General features: G+C 50.1%; 18 protein-coding genes and 4 pseudogenes. 12 read left to right on the forward strand and 10 right to left on the reverse strand.

Going from position 1 to position 17,021, the window contains the following annotated elements; genetic code table 11:
* The 5 genes from ACZ89R_RS08115 to ACZ89R_RS08135 all read left to right on the forward strand — a co-directional run bounded on the left by ACZ89R_RS08115 (window position 1) and on the right by ACZ89R_RS08135 (window position 3,698).
* Complete coding sequence (locus tag ACZ89R_RS08115; RefSeq protein ID WP_429546111.1) at window positions 1-891, forward strand: copper resistance protein B; 891 nt, start codon at window positions 1-3, stop codon at window positions 889-891.
* A 55-nt stretch (window positions 892-946) separates the two neighbouring features.
* A complete protein-coding gene (gene copC, locus ACZ89R_RS08120) occupies window positions 947-1,330 on the forward strand; it encodes a copper homeostasis periplasmic binding protein CopC (protein WP_429546110.1) in 384 nt (127 codons plus the stop codon).
* Between the two features lie 3 nt (window positions 1,331-1,333).
* Complete coding sequence (copD, locus tag ACZ89R_RS08125; protein ID WP_429546109.1) at window positions 1,334-2,257, forward strand: copper homeostasis membrane protein CopD; 924 nt, start codon at window positions 1,334-1,336, stop codon at window positions 2,255-2,257.
* 153 nt (window positions 2,258-2,410) lie between these two features.
* Window positions 2,411-2,752, forward strand: coding sequence for a hypothetical protein (locus tag ACZ89R_RS08130; RefSeq protein ID WP_429546108.1), 342 nt, complete (start codon window positions 2,411-2,413; stop codon window positions 2,750-2,752).
* A 154-nt stretch (window positions 2,753-2,906) separates the two neighbouring features.
* Window positions 2,907-3,698 carry a transporter substrate-binding domain-containing protein gene (locus ACZ89R_RS08135; RefSeq protein ID WP_429546107.1) on the forward strand — a complete coding sequence of 264 codons (792 nt, stop codon included), beginning with the start codon at window positions 2,907-2,909 and terminating at the stop codon, window positions 3,696-3,698.
* Window positions 3,699-3,829: 131 nt separating this feature from the next.
* Here ACZ89R_RS08135 and ACZ89R_RS08140 read toward each other — a convergent pair whose 3' ends face one another.
* Both ACZ89R_RS08140 and ACZ89R_RS08145 read right to left on the reverse strand, forming a co-directional pair.
* Complete coding sequence (locus tag ACZ89R_RS08140) at window positions 3,830-4,027, reverse strand: hypothetical protein (RefSeq protein WP_429546106.1); 198 nt, start codon at window positions 4,025-4,027, stop codon at window positions 3,830-3,832.
* Window positions 4,028-4,192: 165 nt separating this feature from the next.
* Window positions 4,193-4,639, reverse strand: coding sequence for a type VI secretion system amidase immunity protein Tai4 (locus tag ACZ89R_RS08145; protein WP_429547878.1), 447 nt, complete (start codon window positions 4,637-4,639; stop codon window positions 4,193-4,195).
* Window positions 4,640-5,108: 469 nt separating this feature from the next.
* Here ACZ89R_RS08145 and ACZ89R_RS08150 point away from each other — a divergent pair, with 469 nt between their 5' ends.
* Window positions 5,109-5,267 (forward strand): hypothetical protein, encoded by a 159-nt coding sequence (locus ACZ89R_RS08150; protein ID WP_429546105.1) that lies wholly within the window; start codon window positions 5,109-5,111, stop codon window positions 5,265-5,267.
* Window positions 5,268-5,389: 122 nt separating this feature from the next.
* On the opposite strand, the gene ACZ89R_RS08155 is transcribed toward ACZ89R_RS08150, so the two are convergent.
* Together ACZ89R_RS08155 and ACZ89R_RS08160 are read right to left on the reverse strand one after the other, a co-directional pair.
* Window positions 5,390-5,656 (reverse strand): hypothetical protein, encoded by a 267-nt coding sequence (locus ACZ89R_RS08155; protein ID WP_429547877.1) that lies wholly within the window; start codon window positions 5,654-5,656, stop codon window positions 5,390-5,392.
* A 36-nt stretch (window positions 5,657-5,692) separates the two neighbouring features.
* Window positions 5,693-6,064, reverse strand: a complete 372-nt coding sequence (locus ACZ89R_RS08160) for a DUF6124 family protein (protein WP_429546104.1) — start codon at window positions 6,062-6,064, stop codon at window positions 5,693-5,695.
* A gap of 518 nt (window positions 6,065-6,582) precedes the next feature.
* Between ACZ89R_RS08160 and ACZ89R_RS08165 the strand changes: the two genes are divergently transcribed.
* A complete protein-coding gene (locus ACZ89R_RS08165; protein WP_429546103.1) occupies window positions 6,583-6,798 on the forward strand; it encodes a hypothetical protein in 216 nt (71 codons plus the stop codon).
* A 616-nt stretch (window positions 6,799-7,414) separates the two neighbouring features.
* On the opposite strand, the gene ACZ89R_RS08170 is transcribed toward ACZ89R_RS08165, so the two are convergent.
* Window positions 7,415-7,870, reverse strand: a complete 456-nt coding sequence (locus ACZ89R_RS08170; RefSeq protein ID WP_429546102.1) for a hypothetical protein — start codon at window positions 7,868-7,870, stop codon at window positions 7,415-7,417.
* Window positions 7,867-9,384, reverse strand: a complete 1,518-nt coding sequence (locus tag ACZ89R_RS08175; RefSeq protein ID WP_429546101.1) for a hypothetical protein — start codon at window positions 9,382-9,384, stop codon at window positions 7,867-7,869. The genes ACZ89R_RS08170 and ACZ89R_RS08175 overlap by 4 nt, the downstream gene beginning before the upstream one ends.
* Window positions 9,385-10,088: 704 nt before the next feature.
* On the opposite strand from ACZ89R_RS08175, the gene ACZ89R_RS08180 reads away from it, so the two are divergent.
* The 3 genes from ACZ89R_RS08180 (at window position 10,089) to ACZ89R_RS08190 (ending at window position 13,693) form a co-directional block, all read left to right on the forward strand.
* Window positions 10,089-11,654 carry a DUF6119 family protein gene (locus ACZ89R_RS08180; RefSeq protein WP_429546100.1) on the forward strand — a complete coding sequence of 522 codons (1,566 nt, stop codon included), beginning with the start codon at window positions 10,089-10,091 and terminating at the stop codon, window positions 11,652-11,654.
* A gap of 220 nt (window positions 11,655-11,874) precedes the next feature.
* Window positions 11,875-12,624, forward strand: a complete 750-nt coding sequence (locus ACZ89R_RS08185; protein WP_429546099.1) for a hypothetical protein — start codon at window positions 11,875-11,877, stop codon at window positions 12,622-12,624.
* Window positions 12,625-12,697: 73 nt separating this feature from the next.
* The gene (locus ACZ89R_RS08190) at window positions 12,698-13,693 is read left to right on the forward strand and encodes a hypothetical protein (RefSeq protein ID WP_429546098.1); all 996 of its coding nucleotides are present in this window, start codon (window positions 12,698-12,700) and stop codon (window positions 13,691-13,693) included.
* Between the two features lie 24 nt (window positions 13,694-13,717).
* Here the strand turns inward: ACZ89R_RS08190 and ACZ89R_RS08195 are convergent.
* Window positions 13,718-13,891, reverse strand: a pseudogene (locus tag ACZ89R_RS08195) (Y-family DNA polymerase); the annotation flags it as partial.
* Window positions 13,884-14,310 (reverse strand): annotated as a pseudogene (locus tag ACZ89R_RS08200) (LexA family protein). The pseudogenes ACZ89R_RS08200 and ACZ89R_RS08195, both read right to left, overlap by 8 nt.
* Window positions 14,311-14,641: 331 nt before the next feature.
* Here ACZ89R_RS08200 and ACZ89R_RS08205 point away from each other — a divergent pair.
* Together ACZ89R_RS08205 and ACZ89R_RS08210 are read left to right on the forward strand one after the other, a co-directional pair.
* Window positions 14,642-15,148 (forward strand): DarT ssDNA thymidine ADP-ribosyltransferase family protein, encoded by a 507-nt coding sequence (locus ACZ89R_RS08205; RefSeq protein ID WP_429546097.1) that lies wholly within the window; start codon window positions 14,642-14,644, stop codon window positions 15,146-15,148.
* Window position 15,149: 1 nt separating this feature from the next.
* Window positions 15,150-15,848 carry a DarT1-associated NADAR antitoxin family protein gene (locus tag ACZ89R_RS08210; protein ID WP_429546096.1) on the forward strand — a complete coding sequence of 233 codons (699 nt, stop codon included), beginning with the start codon at window positions 15,150-15,152 and terminating at the stop codon, window positions 15,846-15,848.
* A 97-nt stretch (window positions 15,849-15,945) separates the two neighbouring features.
* On the opposite strand, the pseudogene ACZ89R_RS08215 reads toward ACZ89R_RS08210, so the two are convergent.
* Together ACZ89R_RS08215 and ACZ89R_RS08220 are read right to left on the reverse strand one after the other, a co-directional pair.
* Window positions 15,946-16,739, reverse strand: a pseudogene (locus tag ACZ89R_RS08215) (DNA adenine methylase).
* A 150-nt stretch (window positions 16,740-16,889) separates the two neighbouring features.
* Window positions 16,890-16,964: pseudogene (locus tag ACZ89R_RS08220) on the reverse strand (lysis protein); the annotation flags it as partial.
* Between the last annotated feature and the right edge of the window lie 57 nt (window positions 16,965-17,021).

Below are 17,021 nucleotides of genomic sequence, written 5' to 3' on the forward strand. Positions count from 1 at the left end.
ATGACCAGACTGAATCGCTCTACCCGCCTCGCTTTGGCACTCGCTGGCTTCACGGCTTCTTCGGCCATGGCCGCTACCGACGATATGCAGGGCATGGACCATAGCCAGATGCCGGGCATGGATCACAGCCAAATGCAGAGCATGGACAACGGCCAGATGCAGCCCGCCGCGCCAACCCAAAGTCGCACGCCGATCCCGGCGCTGACCGATGCCGACCGCGCTGCCGTCTACGTCAGCCCCGCCGGTCATGCCGTGCATGACTCCGCGCTCAACTATTACTTGCTCGCCGACAAACTCGAATGGCAGGACGCCGACGACGGCAGCGCATTGGCGTGGGATCTGTCCGGCTGGGTCGGCGGCGACATCGATCGCCTGTGGCTGCGCTCCGAAGGCGAACGCGTCAATGGCAAGACCGAAGACGCCGAAGTCCAGGCCCTCTGGGGCCACGCGATCAGCCCATGGTGGGACGTGGTGACCGGCGTGCGCCAGGATTTCAAACCCGGCGCCCCACAAACCTGGGCCGCACTAGGCGTGCAAGGCATGGCGCTGTACAACTTCGAAGCCGAGGCCACGGCCTTCATCGGCGAAGGTGGCCAGACCGCCGCACGGCTGGAGGGCGACTACGACATCCTGCTCACCAACCGGCTGATTTTGCAGCCGACCGCCGAGCTCAATGTCTACGGCAAAAACGACCCGCAACGGGGCATCGGTTCCGGGCTGTCCAACACCGAAGCCGGCCTGCGATTGCGCTATGAAATTCGCCGGGAATTCGCGCCCTACATTGGCGTGACCTGGAACCGCACTTACGGCAAAACCGCCGATTACGCCAGGGATGAAGGCGAGGACCGCAGCGAAGCCCGCCTTGTCGTCGGCGTTCGGTTGTGGTTCTAAATGTATTAACCCGAAAACCTAAAAACCAACCGCTTAAAGCGGTAAGAGGCTTTGCATGCGCATGATTAAAACTACCGCTGTTGCCATCGCACTTTCAACCGGGCTGCTCATGAGCGCACTGGCTCAAGCCCACCCGAAACTGCTCTCCTCTACCCCGGCCGAAAGCGCGGAAGGCGCGGCGCCGAGCAAGATCGAACTGCACTTCTCCGAAAACCTCGTGACCCAGTTCTCCGGCGCCAAACTGGTCATGACCGAAATGCCCGGCATGGCCCACTCGCCCATGCCCATGAAGGCCAAAGTTTCCGGCGGCAGCGACCCGAAAACCATGGTCATCACCCCGCTCTCGCCACTATCCACCGGCAGCTACAAAGTCGAATGGCGCGCCGTGTCTTCGGACACTCACCCGATCACCGGCAACGTTACGTTCAAAGTGAAGTGATGGATGAGCGACTCAATCAGCATTGCCCTTCGCTTTGTGTTGTATGTGGATTTGATGCTGTTGTTTGGGGTGGCGCTCTTTGGGCTGTACAGCCTTAAAGGACTGGAACGGCTGTCGGGAGCGGTGTTGCCGTTTCGGCCGATGTTGGCGGGAACGGCAGTGCTGGGGGGGGTGTTGTCCGTCGCGAGCATGGTGATGATGGCGAGTGCCATGAGCGGGGAATCGGACTTCGCCGAGTTGCGTCCGCACATCGAGATGATGGTGCTTGAAACGGACGTAGGGTTGGCGTGTGTGGTTCGCATCGTTGCGCTGGTGATTGCTGGTTTAGCGGTGATGCTCCGTGCGCCTGGTTTCAGTTTGCTGGTCGCGGCTTTTGCTGGCGGTGTCGCCCTCGCCAGCCTGGCCTGGAGCGGGCACGGGGCGATGGATGAAGGCAGTCGTCGTTATTGGCATTTCGTGGTGGATATTCTGCACTTGCTGGCGGCGGGGGCATGGCTGGGTGCGTTGGTGGCGTTTGCGTTGATGGCGAAGATTAATGCGCTGCAAACCGAAGCGCACATCAAGTTGTTGGCTCGCGCTGTTAATCGATTTGAGGTGATTGGCGCGGTCATCGTGGTGCTCATCACGGTGACGGGGGTTGTGAATTATCTGTTCATCGTTGGGCCGAAGCTGGATGAGGTGTTTCTCAGTACTTACGGGGTTTTGCTATTTATCAAAGTGGTGCTGTTTGCCGGGATGCTCGTGCTCGCCGCGTTGAACCGGTTTCACCTTGGGCCGTTATTGGAGCGATCGTTGCGGGACGGGCAATACGCCGTCGCCGCTAATGCGTTGCGGCGTAGCGTGGTGGTGGAATTTGCGGCTGCGGTGGTGATTGTGGGGTTGGTGGCCTGGTTGGGGACGTTGAGTCCGCAGATGGACGCTCAGTAGAGAAATGAAAGCATCCGATGACCGGCCAGGGCAGTCAGTGGACAGGATGAGGGGCCTTTACTAGCGTCTTACCACACTGGATTTCAAGCCAAAGGGTTCAACACCCAAGCGCCAAGGTGAAAAAGCGGCGCAATTATCGAAAGGAGTTCGAAAATGGCTAGCGTAATGAAAGTGGTGGATGTCGACTTAAAAATACTTAAATCAAACCCACCGCAGCTACACATATCGGCAATTGGCCTTGTGGGTTCTGCTGGATGGACAAACCCGAGACTGGAGCCACGGGTTTATATTCAGTTCCCGCCTGACGGCATTCAAGACTTCGATTTTGTTGCTGATCCGCCCCAAGGAGTTGTTGTACAGGTCGTCCTTCCCATCGACGCATCAAAGCTTTGGAAAGAGCCGCCACTCGATAAACTCAAGGGAGTAAGAGTCCACTCTGCCAGCAACTCGATTGAAGCGCATCTTAAGAGTTCGAAGTCCTTGGCTTGTGGATAAACAACCAATGTGAAGGGATACGTGTCGGGCCTTGCCTGACACGTATCACGCGCTGGAGTGAATGGAGTATTGGGACAGTGGATGACAGTCAAGAAGCGCTTTCACTACACTGACTCCCGCTTGAACCCCACTCAATCACAAAAGCCCGATAACAATGAAAACCATAAAAAGCACAATGATGCTCTGTGGCCTGCTCGCGCTAGCCAGCGGCGTTCAGGCAGAGCAAAGCCCTTCCCATCTCGACACCGTCCTGCAACAAGGCCAACTGCGCGTTTGCACGACCGGCGACTACAAACCCTATACCTTCAAAGGTGAAGACGGCGAATACTCGGGGATCGACATCGCCATGGCCCGCTCATTGGCCGACAGCCTGGGCGTGAAGGTTGAGTGGGTCCAGACCACCTGGAAAACCCTGATGCCCGACATGCTCGCGGGCAAATGCGACATCGGCGTCGGCGGCATCTCTGTCACCCTGGAACGTCAGAAAAAAGCCTTCTTCAGCACCACCCTGGACGTCGACGGCAAAATCCCGTTGGTGCGCTGCGAAAATCAGGCGCAGTACCAGACCATCGAACAAATCAACCAACCTTCGGTTCGCCTGGTCGAACCGGCCGGCGGCACCAACGAAGCCTTCGTCCACGCCTTCCTGCCCAAAGCGCAGCTGCGGCTTCACGACAACGTGACCATCTTCCAGGAACTGCTGGATAAGAAAGCTGACGTGATGATTACCGACGCCTCGGAAGCGTTGTATCAGCAGAAACTCAAACCGGGTTTGTGCGCGGTCAACCCGACGCAATTTATGCAGTATGGGGAGAAGGCTTATCTGTTGCCGCGCGATGATATTAGTTGGAAGTTGTATGTCGATCAGTGGCTGCACTTGGCCAAGGTGACGGGCAATTACCAGAAAATTCTGGGGCAGTGGATAGCGGTGTCAGAGGCTAAATAGCCGCTGCTATCCAATCCATGTAGCAACTGGCGAAGCCTGCGTCCGGCTGCGCAGCAGTCGCAAAATCAGAACTCGCGATGCATCAGGCAGATCACGCAACGGCGGAAGCATTTCAGCCGTTGCGTCATTCCTTAGTCGTGCAGTAAGCCCGAGCTGTACTCATTAAAGCTGTTGCCGATCGCGCTCCCACCAAAGCTCACCTTGTTGGGGCTATGGCCATCAAACTGTTGGCAGGCTTCTGAGAAGCACGTGCTGGTGCTCATACCCGAACAGGCGCTCAAGAGCAAAGCACTGGTGATCAGCATGGCTTTGAAGAGGTTCGAGATCATTTTTCAGTTTCCTGTGGGGTGGAAGCGTGGTGACACGATCTTAGGTGAGCATCCTACGCCGCAAGCCTGACAACCTTGATGAAACATTGCTGAGTGACAGCGTTGGTTCAGCTGCCATCATCGTTACGGCTGCTCATCGTCAATCGCGCTGCAGGGTCAATCCTTTTAGGGGCGCGGCGGGGTGTCCTGACGATAGGTATGCTGGGGGTTGATGACCAATTGCCTGACCTGGCTGTCCAACTCTTTGCTGTGATACAGGTCCAGGCATTTGAGCAGCTCAAAGCGAACGCCTTGACGCTCTGATTCGACCAGTGGATTGTGATAATCACGAGCCAGAAACTGGTCAACCAGAGATCTACCGGCTTGAGGTGCTTGCTCCAGATCGAAATAGGTCCAGTCCATAAGCGCACTGGCACTGCTTCCGGCGTCCTGGGCGGCTTTAGGTTCGCCCTTATAGGCTGTAGCGATGCAGTCTGCCAGCACCATATCCTTGTAATTTTGCGCGTAGGTGCGCCCGCCTGCCTGTGGGGAGTTGGTCGGATCATCCTTGGACCAACTGTTGGAAGGCGCGGCAGCCCAAGCCAGTACCAAGACCGCAGTCAAATATTTCATCATGTTTTTGCAACACTGCCGCCGATGACTGTCGCAACTTTTCCAGATGAGGGTGTCGTAACTCCGCTGAGAAGCCGCCCACGCGCTAGAAAATGAGGGTCGAATCATGTTTCATCCTTGAGTTTAGGAAGCAGAAAACCTGCAGCAGTTTAATCCTTCATGCTTGAGGTGACATAGACCTGAACGACGGGGTCATGAAGGTGTGTTGCCCGGAAGACTCCAGAAGATGAAGCAGGTGGGCGACCTCCTCAGACCGCCCATCTTCATTGCGGCGACTACGCCTGCGCGAAGTCCTGCAACAGCAACGCATCACGACTGATGCCTCGCCCAGACAAACTGTCAAAAGAGTAACGTCCTACACGACACTAGGAATCGTCCGTACTCTCAACCGTTGCTACGTCTCTGTCACGAGGTACACCATCAATCACATAAGCTGGTCAGCACGAATCCACGTCGTTCGGAGAAACCGATGACCACCACGAAAAAAACCGACAAGCCCCGCCGAAAGGTCATTCATAAAGAATCGACGTTCCTGAATGTTCGGGAAGCAGCGCGTGATGGGCAGAAAGTGTTCGATGCATTTGTGATCACTGGCAAGCTCAACTTCCCTAATCTGGATGACCAGTGAACCGCGAACTGTTTATAAAAAAAGGCGCTTACCGGGTTTCTATGGTTATCACATACCAATTGCATTATTTGATGCAAAAAGGGCGTCCCCTCAGGAACGCCCTCTTCTATCAGCAACGACGCCTAAACCTGCGCCTGCAACCGCCGCCCTACTACATCCAGTAAATCGCAGCCATCGCGCAGCGGAATCGCCAACACCCGCGCGAAGTCCTGTAACAGCAATGCATCACGACTAATGCCTTCGCCCAGAGAAAGGGTTTCCAACAGCTGCGTCACAGTGCGGATGCGGTATGCGGCCGTGTCGTGCAACACGTCTATGGGTGCTTCGGTGTCGATCAGCAGCGACGGAATTGTGCAATCGATTCCTGTGATTGGCATATATCGAGCCATGGTTTGAATCTCCATCAAGTGAACGAGCGTGGCCGCTTAGGCTTGACTGGCGGATGGAATCTCGGACTCACCGTCGGGCGGCTCAAGATTATCCAGGGCTCGGTTTACCAATAACTCACCGACTACTGCTAATTGCTGAATCGATAGCGCGAGACTGCGGTGTGAACCTTCGAGTTCGCAGGCCAGGTCGGTGGTTAGGACGTTTAGGGACGCGAGGGTTTCGCAGGCGTGGCTTAACAGGGATTCTGTATCGACGTTGGGGAGGATGGTGAAAACGTGGCTGATCGGGTCGGCGTGGTTTGGGTTACGAAGGCGTTTGCTGACAGTGCGTTGAGTGGCTTTGGAGAGCTCATCGAGAGGGTCGGAAACGGTTGAGGTTTCGGGGGGATTTGGAGTGATTTTCTTCATTGCTTTTGTTCCTAGAATTAAATTGAGGAACTGCCAGCATCACTTCCACATGATGGGTGGCAGCTGTACGCAGGTGTGGAAGACCGGGGATCTAGGAACCCGGCGCACCAGAAAGTGCCCCGCGCACAGCCGCCATAATTTAACAGCAGACACGAAAAAAGCGCCCGCTGAAATTTTGGTGGCGCTTGTGCGCCTAGATCTTGTGAAGGGCTTCCACACCCTTGTCGCTGATTTTGCAGCGACGGGAGAAGGTTATCTGGGTGGTTGGAGGAGTGCAAGGTGGGCGATGGCGACGCGGGTCGCGGGAAATCTCCGACATTGGCGTGATGCCATAAACAGAATGACATTGTCACTATCCAATGATGGATTGGGTGTAGCGCTCCCTCAAAGCTCCTGCCAAAGGGGCCATTCCGCTGCAATCTCTTCGCTTTGTAGCAATTTCTAAGCAAGCAGCAATCACTGCCTGTCAGGGGCACTACCGGTACTTTGCTTGTACTTTTCCGAACGGAGTCGACGCCATGCCCGGTGATTATTCACCGTCAGATGTCCTGGAGAGGATGTACATCAACCAGTTGGCCCTTGAAGCCGCCTTGATGGAGCTAACACTTCATGTGGAACGGCCGGGTGCGTCAGAGGTGGGGGAAAATGTACGTGGGGCGCTGAGCATGATTGGTGAAAACGCTGGCTACATCAAACAAGGTCTGACCAAGCTCAAGGGTTCGAGTGTCGGCTAAGCCTCCTCTATGCCATTTCAGGATCGCAGTCGGTAATCCTGCTGATGTGTAATAAATACTGATTTACCTGCACTTAAGCTCTTGGATGATCCGGTCTGCCGTGGTAGCTTCTGGCCATCCAATACAGGCAAGGAGCTGTGCATATGGAACTAAAAAATTTCTAAAGTAGATGGGCGAGGATCAGCGTCTAGCGAGTACGTTATTATTAGCGTGCTCAAGGATTGTAATCTGAAAAACTTCATGGTCTGCGATAAGACGTTCAACTCTGATGGTACGCCAAGCAATAAGCATCGCCATGTGTACTTTTTTCCATCGTGCGAGGTAAAAGCGGGAGAGGTGGTGTGGCTGAATACTTGCCCCGGAACAAACCGTAAAAATGAGACGAAGGCTGGTAAGCGCGCTCATGAGTTCTTCTGGGGGCTGAATTCCTCTGTGTGGAATGACGGAGGCGACAAAGTGCATCTGATCAAAATGGCGGTAATCGAAACGCTGGATGTGCCGCCTGTCGCTTAGAAAACACCGTCCAAACGGGCGTTGGCTGAGGTTAAGATTCAACTCGGCAACCCCGTGATGGCCAATTTATATTTCTCTAACAATTCTAATAATTTGTCTCTTATTACTCTCGAATACCTTCACAGTACAAAACATCACTACCTAATCCATCACTCGCCCCTCCCAATTCTGTAAGTCGATGATGATCGATAGCGTCTTGCAACAGCCGCACACACTCTTTGTAGTTCGAATATTTCTCATCATAGCCTGAGGTGCCAATACAGGCATATCTCGGCCATATTTTTTCCAGCTTTGAATGCTCCCAGACATAGGCGTTAATAGCCACAACTCTATTGTTTGATGATATCGCCACATCGGACTTCCTTGTTGTCACAGCACCCACAAATTCCTTTATGTTTTTATGAACCTGCTCATTGGTCGTTATACCTGGCGGCGTATCATAAATGCAAAGAGGATAAAACTTAGGAGTTGAACAGCCTGACATTGAAACCAGTGCGCCTAAAATGGCGCACCAGCACTTTTCGGCTGAATACAAAGAACCAATTGAGAGAGCTTTCACGGCTTTACAATCAAGTTAAGGATTTGATCAAAATCCACCACACCACCAGATCCGGCTATAGACTTAGCGGCATCACCAGCTTCTGAAATTGAATATAGAGGACGCGTACCAATTACAATCTCTTGTACTGATAATTCGTTAACGGGCGAGACAATAACACCTAAAATACGACAGGTACTAGGATCATCTTTAAACGTAACAGTTTGATTAACCTCATTAATAGTGCGCGACTCCCAACTGGAGGAACCTCCAGCGCCTCCTCCAATTCTATAACCGCAAATCGATACTCCCCCCCCGCCGGACCTTGAGGTACTCCCCCACTCATGCACATCAGATTTATCCTTGAAGTTGAGCGTCAAAGATAATCCCCGACCAATTATCAAACTGGTCGTCAGCAGGGACATATTCCGAGCTAATACTTTATTATTTTGCAGAAATTCCTTAACGCGTGCAAACCCAAAAACCTCTTTAGAAAACCAGCCGCCTCGAGCTATATCAAGACGAGCAACATGATCAAAATGGACACCTATTTCACGAATTTTTTCGATAGTGGACTTAAAATGGCTCTCGCCTTGCCCTTTGAACTCGCCACTAACAAATGGAATCCATGATGCACCTCCGGAAACCCCCCAGGCACTATCATGATTATCCGTGACCTTTGTTTCTGACTTAACACTATAACCTTGCCCTACATTATCACCACCAACTAAAACAGTTCTAGGATCCACAATCGACTCAACTATCGGCCCTATATCGAATATATCATCCATACTGGCATTTTCAGGGTTTTGAATTGTGAACTCATCCCACTGATGTTTTATTTCCAGTTCAGGACGCCGAGGGCGAATAGTTTTAAGCTTTGTAGCTTGCTTGTAAAGCAACACTAGCTTCCGCGCTTCGTTGTCTGGATAGGAATTTAATCGTATTGCTTCGATCTTCATTCTACGATCATCAAGCCTATTCTCATACTCCTGATATACGCTCGCATAATCGTTGTTTTTTAGAAATCTAACTCGCAAGTCGTAATAGCGCTGCCTTACATTTTCGTCGGTGTCAATTTTTGAAGGATCTATACCATTTGTTTTAAGCTCACCTGCCCAGTCTTTACCTAACTGTTTCAGCCATGTTCTCCGCTCGCCGTTAATCCCATCTACTGCCGTTGAATGTTGTTCAATCTTATCTTGATCTTCCTTTTTCAAGTCAGTATCTAATCCTGCGACAATAAACCGAAGCATATCAATATATCCTGCCGAATAACGCTCTGCCGTATCCCCTAACCCCAAGGATGGCAAGGGCGACGTTCTAACAGTCCTATCGCTGAAAGCTCTAGTCACATAATCATTATAAAGCCTTGAGGTTTTTGTAATGTCGTACTCAATTATTGAGCCAAGCACTGCAACCTGATCGAATGCGCCTGCGTTACCTGCATCTCGAACAAAATCATAGAGGCAGTCTAACGCAGCAGGGACGGGTGATTCGTTGACGGGGATATCGAGGCGGAAGGTGGAAGTCATGACAGCGCTCCTTGCGTGATTAACATTCACTAAAGACGGAGATTTTTAAATGTCAAGGTCCTTTCACAAATCGCATATCAGAAAATGACGCCATCACCAACGCCTTAAAATTGCTAGGCTCTGTGCGAAATCCACCGAACTCATTTGAACCTCGCAAGCGTCGAGACTCCGCAGAGTCCACGATGGCCAGACGGTATGAACGAGAGGGATAATTGCTATGATTTTCCGATATCCGACAGCGAGTAAAAGGGGCATTCGATGAGCGAGTACAGAATGCTAAAAATTAGCTACAGGATCTCTGCTATCCAATGGAGTTGTTTATAGCCACGCCGTTGAATGCGAGAGCAGATGAGTACGTGTAGGAAGTGATGGATTGGGCGTAGCTCTCCCCCAACGCCCCAGCCAGACTGACCAATCCGCTGCAACCTCTTCGCTTTGTACAAGTATCCCCTAATTCCCCATACATGCTCGCGACCTTAACTTACTTGCGAGCCAAGACCCGCCCTAATTGCTATGCTTTTTCAAGCACGAAGGTCTTGACTGGTTCCAAGTTGCTCAACTAACCCAACGAACAGAGTTGCCTAAGGGTAGCTTTGTGCTAGCATCAGATACGCAGGCTTTTTCATCTGCGCCTACAGGATGATACTTCACGCCTGGTTCTGACAGCACTATCAGGTGAGTGGTTTCACAACCAGGGGATTGGTATGCCGGCCCTCAACATTTTCAAGATGTACACTGCCCAACTGGATAACTTGGTCGAGTTATTAACAGCAAATCGCCTTACGTTCGTACAGGAAATTGAACGTGAACACGAAGAGAAACATTTTAATCTGAAGCTCTTCTTTACACAGAGTGCCTATCCCACTCCAATAAAATGGACCGCCGACCTGGCAAAAAGCTTTCAAATCGAAGAAAAAAGCACTCCTCATTACGCTGCTGCCGTCATAGTGACCTTTGACGACCAAGCATTTGTACTGAGTTATGGAGCTGCGCACTTCTATATCTCGAAATTTTCCGATCTCGACTTTGGGATGGATATAGCCAGTCGACTGCTGAGTTCGTTCAAAATAAAGAGCTCGCAAGAGTTGACTGGAAGCCGATTAAGAAGCATTGACACCTATAAAATCATTTCAGATCTGGCATATGAAGCTGGCGAGGCAGTGGATTACATCCGAGGTATTCCGCTCGATATCACAATGTGGGGTCGCAACATCAGTTGCGGGCACTCAGTCCATCTTCGGCACAGAAAATTCGGGGTAGAAAACTGTCATCTCATATGCCAAAGGCTAGTTAGGGTGCTTGAGAGTGATATCGTAAAGCATATTCCTCGCCGCATTGTGATTCATCAGCAAGATGTAATTGCAGAACAAGATCAAAAATTGATTGAGGCGATTGAAAACGATCTGTATATGGCCGACATCAGCCCAACGCAGCTATCCGGTATCGCGCTGATGTTTCCAGAGGAGCGCGACTACGTGCTTAGGACATCCAATAAACAACTCATCCTGAATGACGAACTTGAGTTGACGACGCTTCGTACCATTGCACACGAAGATTTCAATGGGGATTACGAAGCACTATTCAATGCAACAGTCGCAATTTTGGGTGATGATGGCGAGAGACAGATAGCAACCCTCAAAGACGTCTTGGACTACAAGGACGAGGAAGGCTACTATCTCGAGGGCGGTAGATGGCATCGATATGATCTCACTTATCTGAACACCATTCGTCACGAAGTCAATCGAATTGACACTAGATTTTCGACTGAAATGCCTCTCTTTGATTATGAAGCATTTGAGGTTTGGAAAGGACAACAGACCGGCAGAGTTAAATATGCCGAGCGCTTTGTTAACGTAACTCTGGCCGAGAGATTTGGATACTTTGACGGCGATCGCAACTTGAATTCGCCCGAAGGTGCGGCGGTAGAAGTTGCGGACCTTTTCAAGGACGAAACCATCTTCATCGTAAAAATTGGAGAGCCGCAAAAGCTGAACTATGCAATTGATCAGGCGATGGCATCTCTTAATGTTCTTGAGCGAAGCTCATTCATCACCCAAGTCAATGGAGCAGACTTTTATGTAAAGCAGGTATGCCTATGGTTGTTTATCGAGCGCCAAACAGACATTGAATTCCTATCTGATTTGAATTCGCTTATCTTCCTAACCAAGCTGGCCAACTGGAGAAAATTCACACTTCTACGCGGGAGAATCCCCATAGTAAACATCAGTTACAGACGCACACCCCAACAAAATATTGCTGCTCGACAATAGCAAACCAGACCCGAGACTATTTCCAAGCCCTCAGCCGAAACGCTCCACTAGGTGTCACCATTTCTGGGGTCGAAAGTAGCCGGCTGACCATACCCCGATTGTGCTGAAGTATATGTCGAGTTCGGCTTTAGAGGCCTGCATTCAAAGACAATAACGCTTTATTGCCATATAAATGTCATCGTATCGATGACTTCTTCAAACAAGAATAGGTTCTCTGCACATGAGTATTCAACCGGAATTCTTTGAATCAGTGAAAGAATTTTTGAAAGTCGCTCCCGGCTTAATACTTCTTCCTCTTTCCGGATATTTAGCATGGAAAAAAATAAACAACAAGATACTTGCATCTTTTTCCACCTACCACAGTAGAACATCAGCATCGAGAATTGGAAACATCGTACTAAGCAACCTTAAAGACAAGCCTGTTCCCATATTCTCCATTTATGCAACAATTGATCGACACATTGCAATCAAAGTAGAGGAATTCAACCCACCAATAATACTTAAGGGCCTTGAGAGCTTAAGCATCGACACCTCACCAGTTTCGAATTACTACATAGGCAAGGATGAATACGAACCAAATTTCATGCCGCCGCAAAAAATAGAACTTTATGTATTCAGCATCGGCCGCCCGATAAAATGCAAAATTACTAATTCACACTCGATAGAATCATTCAAAGAATTCTCACACTACTCCACAGCTATAACCAGCACTAGAAAATTTAATGGATTCGTGTATAACGACAATGTTTTATACGCAATCACTTATCACTTCGAGGGAAAGCTTAAGACTGCCTTCGTAGAGGATGGAGGCTTCATTACCAATGAATGGGACTTCCAATACAACATGATCCCAAAGGAACAAATGAAGAACATTAGCGGGGTCATCGACTTTCTAAAACACTGCAAGTACAATGAACTATTCACAAATTTTAGCGTTATCTCGCCAACTGAAAATGAACGACGTCAATAGCCATTAGCCCCCATTTACTTATTTTCAAGCATGACACAAACAACTTTATCAGCTATCGAGATGGACTAATTCAATGCTGCAATTTTTCGCAGACCAAATTGATCAGATGGATTTGGCGCTTGACCAGCTTGCAATGCATGATCGAAACTTCGACCGTTTCGCGCTCATGCTTATCGACAATGTTGTTGAACTCACACTCCACAAGTATGCACAAGACCGACTTTATGAAAACGACATGTGGAAACGTTTTTCTAACCCAAGTACTGACCCGAAGCTTGTAGCTGCCGCCCTCGGACAAAATTTTGATTCAAAAATAAAGCTCGCAAGAATAAAAAAACTCATACCACCGGCCACATGCGATAGCATCCAGTATTTACATACTTTCAGAAACACCGCATATCATCGCGGACTTCGTCACGATGGAATACTTCACTCACTTGCACTATTTTACTTTAAGAATGCATGCACGGTCTTTTCCAGTTTCTCACCCTTGATATGGTCATCAGGTAGCGGTGACAAAATATCTTATCGCGCAGCCAAATATATTGGAAAAATTGACTTCTTTATGTCCCGGCCCACCTTCGGCTCCGCATGGAAACGGTTAAGCGAGGTTGCTGAATCTATGAATGACACGATGATATCAGACCTTCACTTTGACATGAGAGAAATAATTGAGCGCACAGACAGCTCGCTTAATTTCTTAGAAGAAAACGAATTCGGCTCTCCTAAGGGCCGTGCATCTATAATAATCGACTGCCAAGTTTGGCCCTTTATTAATAGTAAAGCGGGCAAAAAATATGCCGAGGACAACAACATAACAATTAACAACACTGGAAACTACATTGAGCAAATTGCCTCCAGCTACCCATGGCCAGTCAAATCAGACCCGCTTCCTAGCTGGATGAACCGGCTCGACTCCCTTGCCAGAGAAAAAGACTCAGACGCAGCACTAAAAAAATATTGTGATTTCATGAAGCAAACAGACGAAATCCGTACGCACATCAGCGAAGCTGAGTCCCAGCTGGACGCTCACATCCAAAACATGATAGATGCCCATCGTGATAAATAACCACTTTCAGAAACACGGTAAACTTTCGCCTATTTTCACGTAGGGCTTGGCATCGTAGCTGCGGGCGATGACGCAGCCGTCGTTGTTCGACAGCACCACGATAGGCACCTTGGCCAAGTCTGGGCGGAACACGCGTTCGCAACTGGCGTAGAAGCTGTTGCAATCGATCAGGCCAAATACAGGCAGCGCCTTAGACATGGCTGCGCACGCTGCTGGTGATCCCCCCCCCAGATCGCCAGCTCGTCACCTTCAAGGACGTACCGTGGCGGATACTTGGGGTTTTCCGACATCAGGATGACCTCCCTACCGCGTAGGCACAGGCGCTTGCAGACGGGTTCATCGTTCAACAGCGCACTGACTATATGGCCGTGGGCTGGCTCGATGGATCGGTCGACAATGGCCAGGTCTCCCTCATAGATTCCGGCGCCCTGCATGCTTTCACCGGTGAGCGGCACCAGGTAGACGTGTGGCGCACGAATGTTCAGCACCTCATCCAACGATATCTGCGCTTCGATGTGATCCGCTGCCGGCGAAGGAAAGCCGGCCGGGACGCGGAAAAGACACAGCGGCACCTTCGAGCCGCCTTCACTGATGGGACCTAGAATTGAGTAACTCATGACGCACGACGTCCAATACTGTACGAATATACAGTTAACTTTCTGAAAGCCTTGCGGTCAATTTTTGTAGGAAAATATCAGATAGGCGGGCAGGCGATGTGCGGTCGCCTCTAGCAGTACAGCCGAATTCAAGATCTTCTTACAGCGCTGAGATGCCCGAAAGATAAGATACGTAGCACGCAGCTGCCTAGCAGAGCCAATTGACCACGCGGCGGCCCTCTCGCTGTAATCGAAGCTCGAACATTTTTTGCCCTGCCTTCTTGACACGGCTCAGACCTGTCGATACGTTCGATTGCTGTATAGCAACAGCAATCTAAAGGACTATTAATTTATGCGGGATGCACTTAAGAAATATAATGTGGGATGCCTATGGCACTTTACCGACAAGAAAAATATTGAGTCGATTAAGAATCATGGACTACTTTCGTGGAAGGAGCTTGAACGTAGAGGTATCGCCCCGACTGTTCCAGGAGGCAATACATGGAGTCATGACGCTGACAAACATGTAGGCGTTGACAATTACGTCCACCTCTCCTTTAACAAAGATAACCCTATGCTATATATAGCAACGAGAGACAAAAGAATTACTGATCCTGTATGGCTCCAGATAGACTTATCAGTCATCGGCGCGGATACAAGATATACAAACGATGTAGCAAACAAAGCCGACGTACCAATGCTTGACAATAAGACCGCTATTGCAACAATTGACTTTGAAGCCCTCTTCAAATTCATGGACTTCGGCATACAAGGCAATAAAGAAAGAAAGAATGCAGCTGCAAAAAGTGAAGCATTAGTTCCCATCATGATTGGTTTAGATAAAATAAAAGGTTTATAAAATGGCTAGCCGCCCAATATTTTTAGCATTAGCGGAGGCTGATCACCTAGTAAGCGAGCGATCATTCGAATTCCATTGGAGCTCCGGATTCTCAGCTACTCAAAAGAAAAAAAATATTTTAGCTCTCCACGAAATTGCGCGACTTGAAGGTGTATACCCTGTACTCGAAGTATCAACCAAGTCCGAAGAAAAAATAGGCCAACGATTAAGCGCATTTAACCTTAAGATAAAAACTGCTCAAGGAGAAATGACAATAGAGTCGGCTTTTCAAGGAAGTAAAGTTTTTTCGGGTGGTGGCCCTTACACAGACCTCTACGGAGTTGATAGCAGGTCCGCAAAGAAAGATGAACGACTGAAAACGTCAGGGCATTTAGTCGGTTTCGACTTTATGGGACAGCGATGGCCATTAGAGCCTAAAACGGCATTTTACGATTGGCTGTACCTGACTGCACTTAGTCCGCACAAAGAGTTTTTACGAATACTATATAGATACGAAGGTTTTTCAGATATTGAATTCAATCCAGAACGGTCTATAAATTGCCAAGCACGAACATGCGCCTTGCTCGTTTCACTACTAAAACTGGATGCCTTAGACGACGCGCTGACTTCTCAGCAACACTTCATTTCAGTGATCGAACGAGACTCCTACAAGCAACCGCACTCCAACCGTCCTGTACAGCGACCACTGATCGACGACTAATTAAAAATCCAGATGCAAAGAACAACAGTGCCATAGAAATGTAGTGATTTGTATAGGCCTGCAAGATCGTACACAGGCCTAATTTACTTAGTTCAATTTAGAACAATCCTCCAAAATCTTTAGAATCCCAATTCATGATCACAAGCTCACCGCTGATCTCGGCCTTTCCTTGTCGCTGGTTGGTGTTGCTGTAGCGAATGTCCAGGGTTTCAAAATGAAAGCCTTCGAACACCCGCCGGATGTCCGGGTGGCCATTGATGCTCACCATCACCTTGCCTTTGCAGCGGCGCATGAAGTCGGCCAACCGCTCGTAGTTCTCGAACGGAAAGTCACGCCATAGCCGGCGGTCTGCCAGTAAGGCGGGTCCATGTAATGGAAGGTATGGGCACGGTCGTAGCGTTCAGCGCATTCAAGCCAAGGGCGGTTTTCAACGTAGGTACCAGACAGACGCTGCCAGGCGGCGGAGAGGTTTTCCTCGATCCGCAGCAGATTGATGGCCGGGCCAGTGGTGGCGCTACCGAATGTCTGCCCGGTGACCTTACCGGCGAAGGCATGGTGCTGCAGGTAGAAGAATCGGGCGGCGTGCTGGATGTTGGTGAGGGGTTCGGGGCGGGTCATCTTCTGCCACTCGAATACCTGGCGTGAGCTCAGCGCCCATTTGAACTGGCGCCCGAACTCTTCGAGGTGATTCTGCACGACGCGGTATAGCGTCACCAGATCGCCGTTGATGTCGTTGAGGACTTCAACTGGCGCAGCCTGGGGTCGCATGAAGTAGAGCGCGGCACCACCGGCAAAGACTTCGACGTAGCATTCGTGGGGCGGAAACAGCGGGATGAGGCGATCGGCCAGGCGGTGTTTGCCGCCCATCCAAGGGATGATGGGTGTAGACATTGAAAGCAAGACCTTTACTGTATGAATAAACAGACGCTAGGCTCGCCGCGCTTTGTGCACGGAGTAAGAGCCTTGGCTGGACTTGCAGGGCCAATCTGCAGGGACGGCGGTCGGGTTGGATGTTGACGCATCCACTCCGACCGCTCTTTTTCACTTCGGTGTTGAGACTTCTTTGGCATAGGCCTGACAGGCTGCCAATGCGATCAATCCTTGGTCGCCAGCATCCTAAACACCCACGCCTCCAACCCTCCCCAATCCTGATAAACTCCACCTTCGCCTCAC

This window comes from Pseudomonas sp. TE3728, assembly GCF_056279145.1.

Coding starts and splice junctions, on each gene's coding strand:
- ACZ89R_RS08115 (WP_429546111.1), top strand. CDS start 1: ATGACCAGACTGAATCGCTCTACCCGCCTCGCTTTGGCACTCGCTGGC.
- copC (WP_429546110.1), top strand. CDS start 947: ATGCGCATGATTAAAACTACCGCTGTTGCCATCGCACTTTCAACCGGG.
- copD (WP_429546109.1), top strand. CDS start 1,334: ATGAGCGACTCAATCAGCATTGCCCTTCGCTTTGTGTTGTATGTGGAT.
- ACZ89R_RS08130 (WP_429546108.1), top strand. CDS start 2,411: ATGGCTAGCGTAATGAAAGTGGTGGATGTCGACTTAAAAATACTTAAA.
- ACZ89R_RS08135 (WP_429546107.1), top strand. CDS start 2,907: ATGAAAACCATAAAAAGCACAATGATGCTCTGTGGCCTGCTCGCGCTA.
- ACZ89R_RS08140 (WP_429546106.1), bottom strand. CDS start 4,027: ATGATCTCGAACCTCTTCAAAGCCATGCTGATCACCAGTGCTTTGCTC.
- ACZ89R_RS08145 (WP_429547878.1), bottom strand. CDS start 4,639: ATGAAATATTTGACTGCGGTCTTGGTACTGGCTTGGGCTGCCGCGCCT.
- ACZ89R_RS08150 (WP_429546105.1), top strand. CDS start 5,109: ATGACCACCACGAAAAAAACCGACAAGCCCCGCCGAAAGGTCATTCAT.
- ACZ89R_RS08155 (WP_429547877.1), bottom strand. CDS start 5,656: ATGGCTCGATATATGCCAATCACAGGAATCGATTGCACAATTCCGTCG.
- ACZ89R_RS08160 (WP_429546104.1), bottom strand. CDS start 6,064: ATGAAGAAAATCACTCCAAATCCCCCCGAAACCTCAACCGTTTCCGAC.
- ACZ89R_RS08165 (WP_429546103.1), top strand. CDS start 6,583: ATGCCCGGTGATTATTCACCGTCAGATGTCCTGGAGAGGATGTACATC.
- ACZ89R_RS08175 (WP_429546101.1), bottom strand. CDS start 9,384: ATGACTTCCACCTTCCGCCTCGATATCCCCGTCAACGAATCACCCGTC.
- ACZ89R_RS08180 (WP_429546100.1), top strand. CDS start 10,089: ATGCCGGCCCTCAACATTTTCAAGATGTACACTGCCCAACTGGATAAC.
- ACZ89R_RS08185 (WP_429546099.1), top strand. CDS start 11,875: ATGAGTATTCAACCGGAATTCTTTGAATCAGTGAAAGAATTTTTGAAA.
- ACZ89R_RS08190 (WP_429546098.1), top strand. CDS start 12,698: ATGCTGCAATTTTTCGCAGACCAAATTGATCAGATGGATTTGGCGCTT.
- ACZ89R_RS08205 (WP_429546097.1), top strand. CDS start 14,642: ATGCGGGATGCACTTAAGAAATATAATGTGGGATGCCTATGGCACTTT.
- ACZ89R_RS08210 (WP_429546096.1), top strand. CDS start 15,150: ATGGCTAGCCGCCCAATATTTTTAGCATTAGCGGAGGCTGATCACCTA.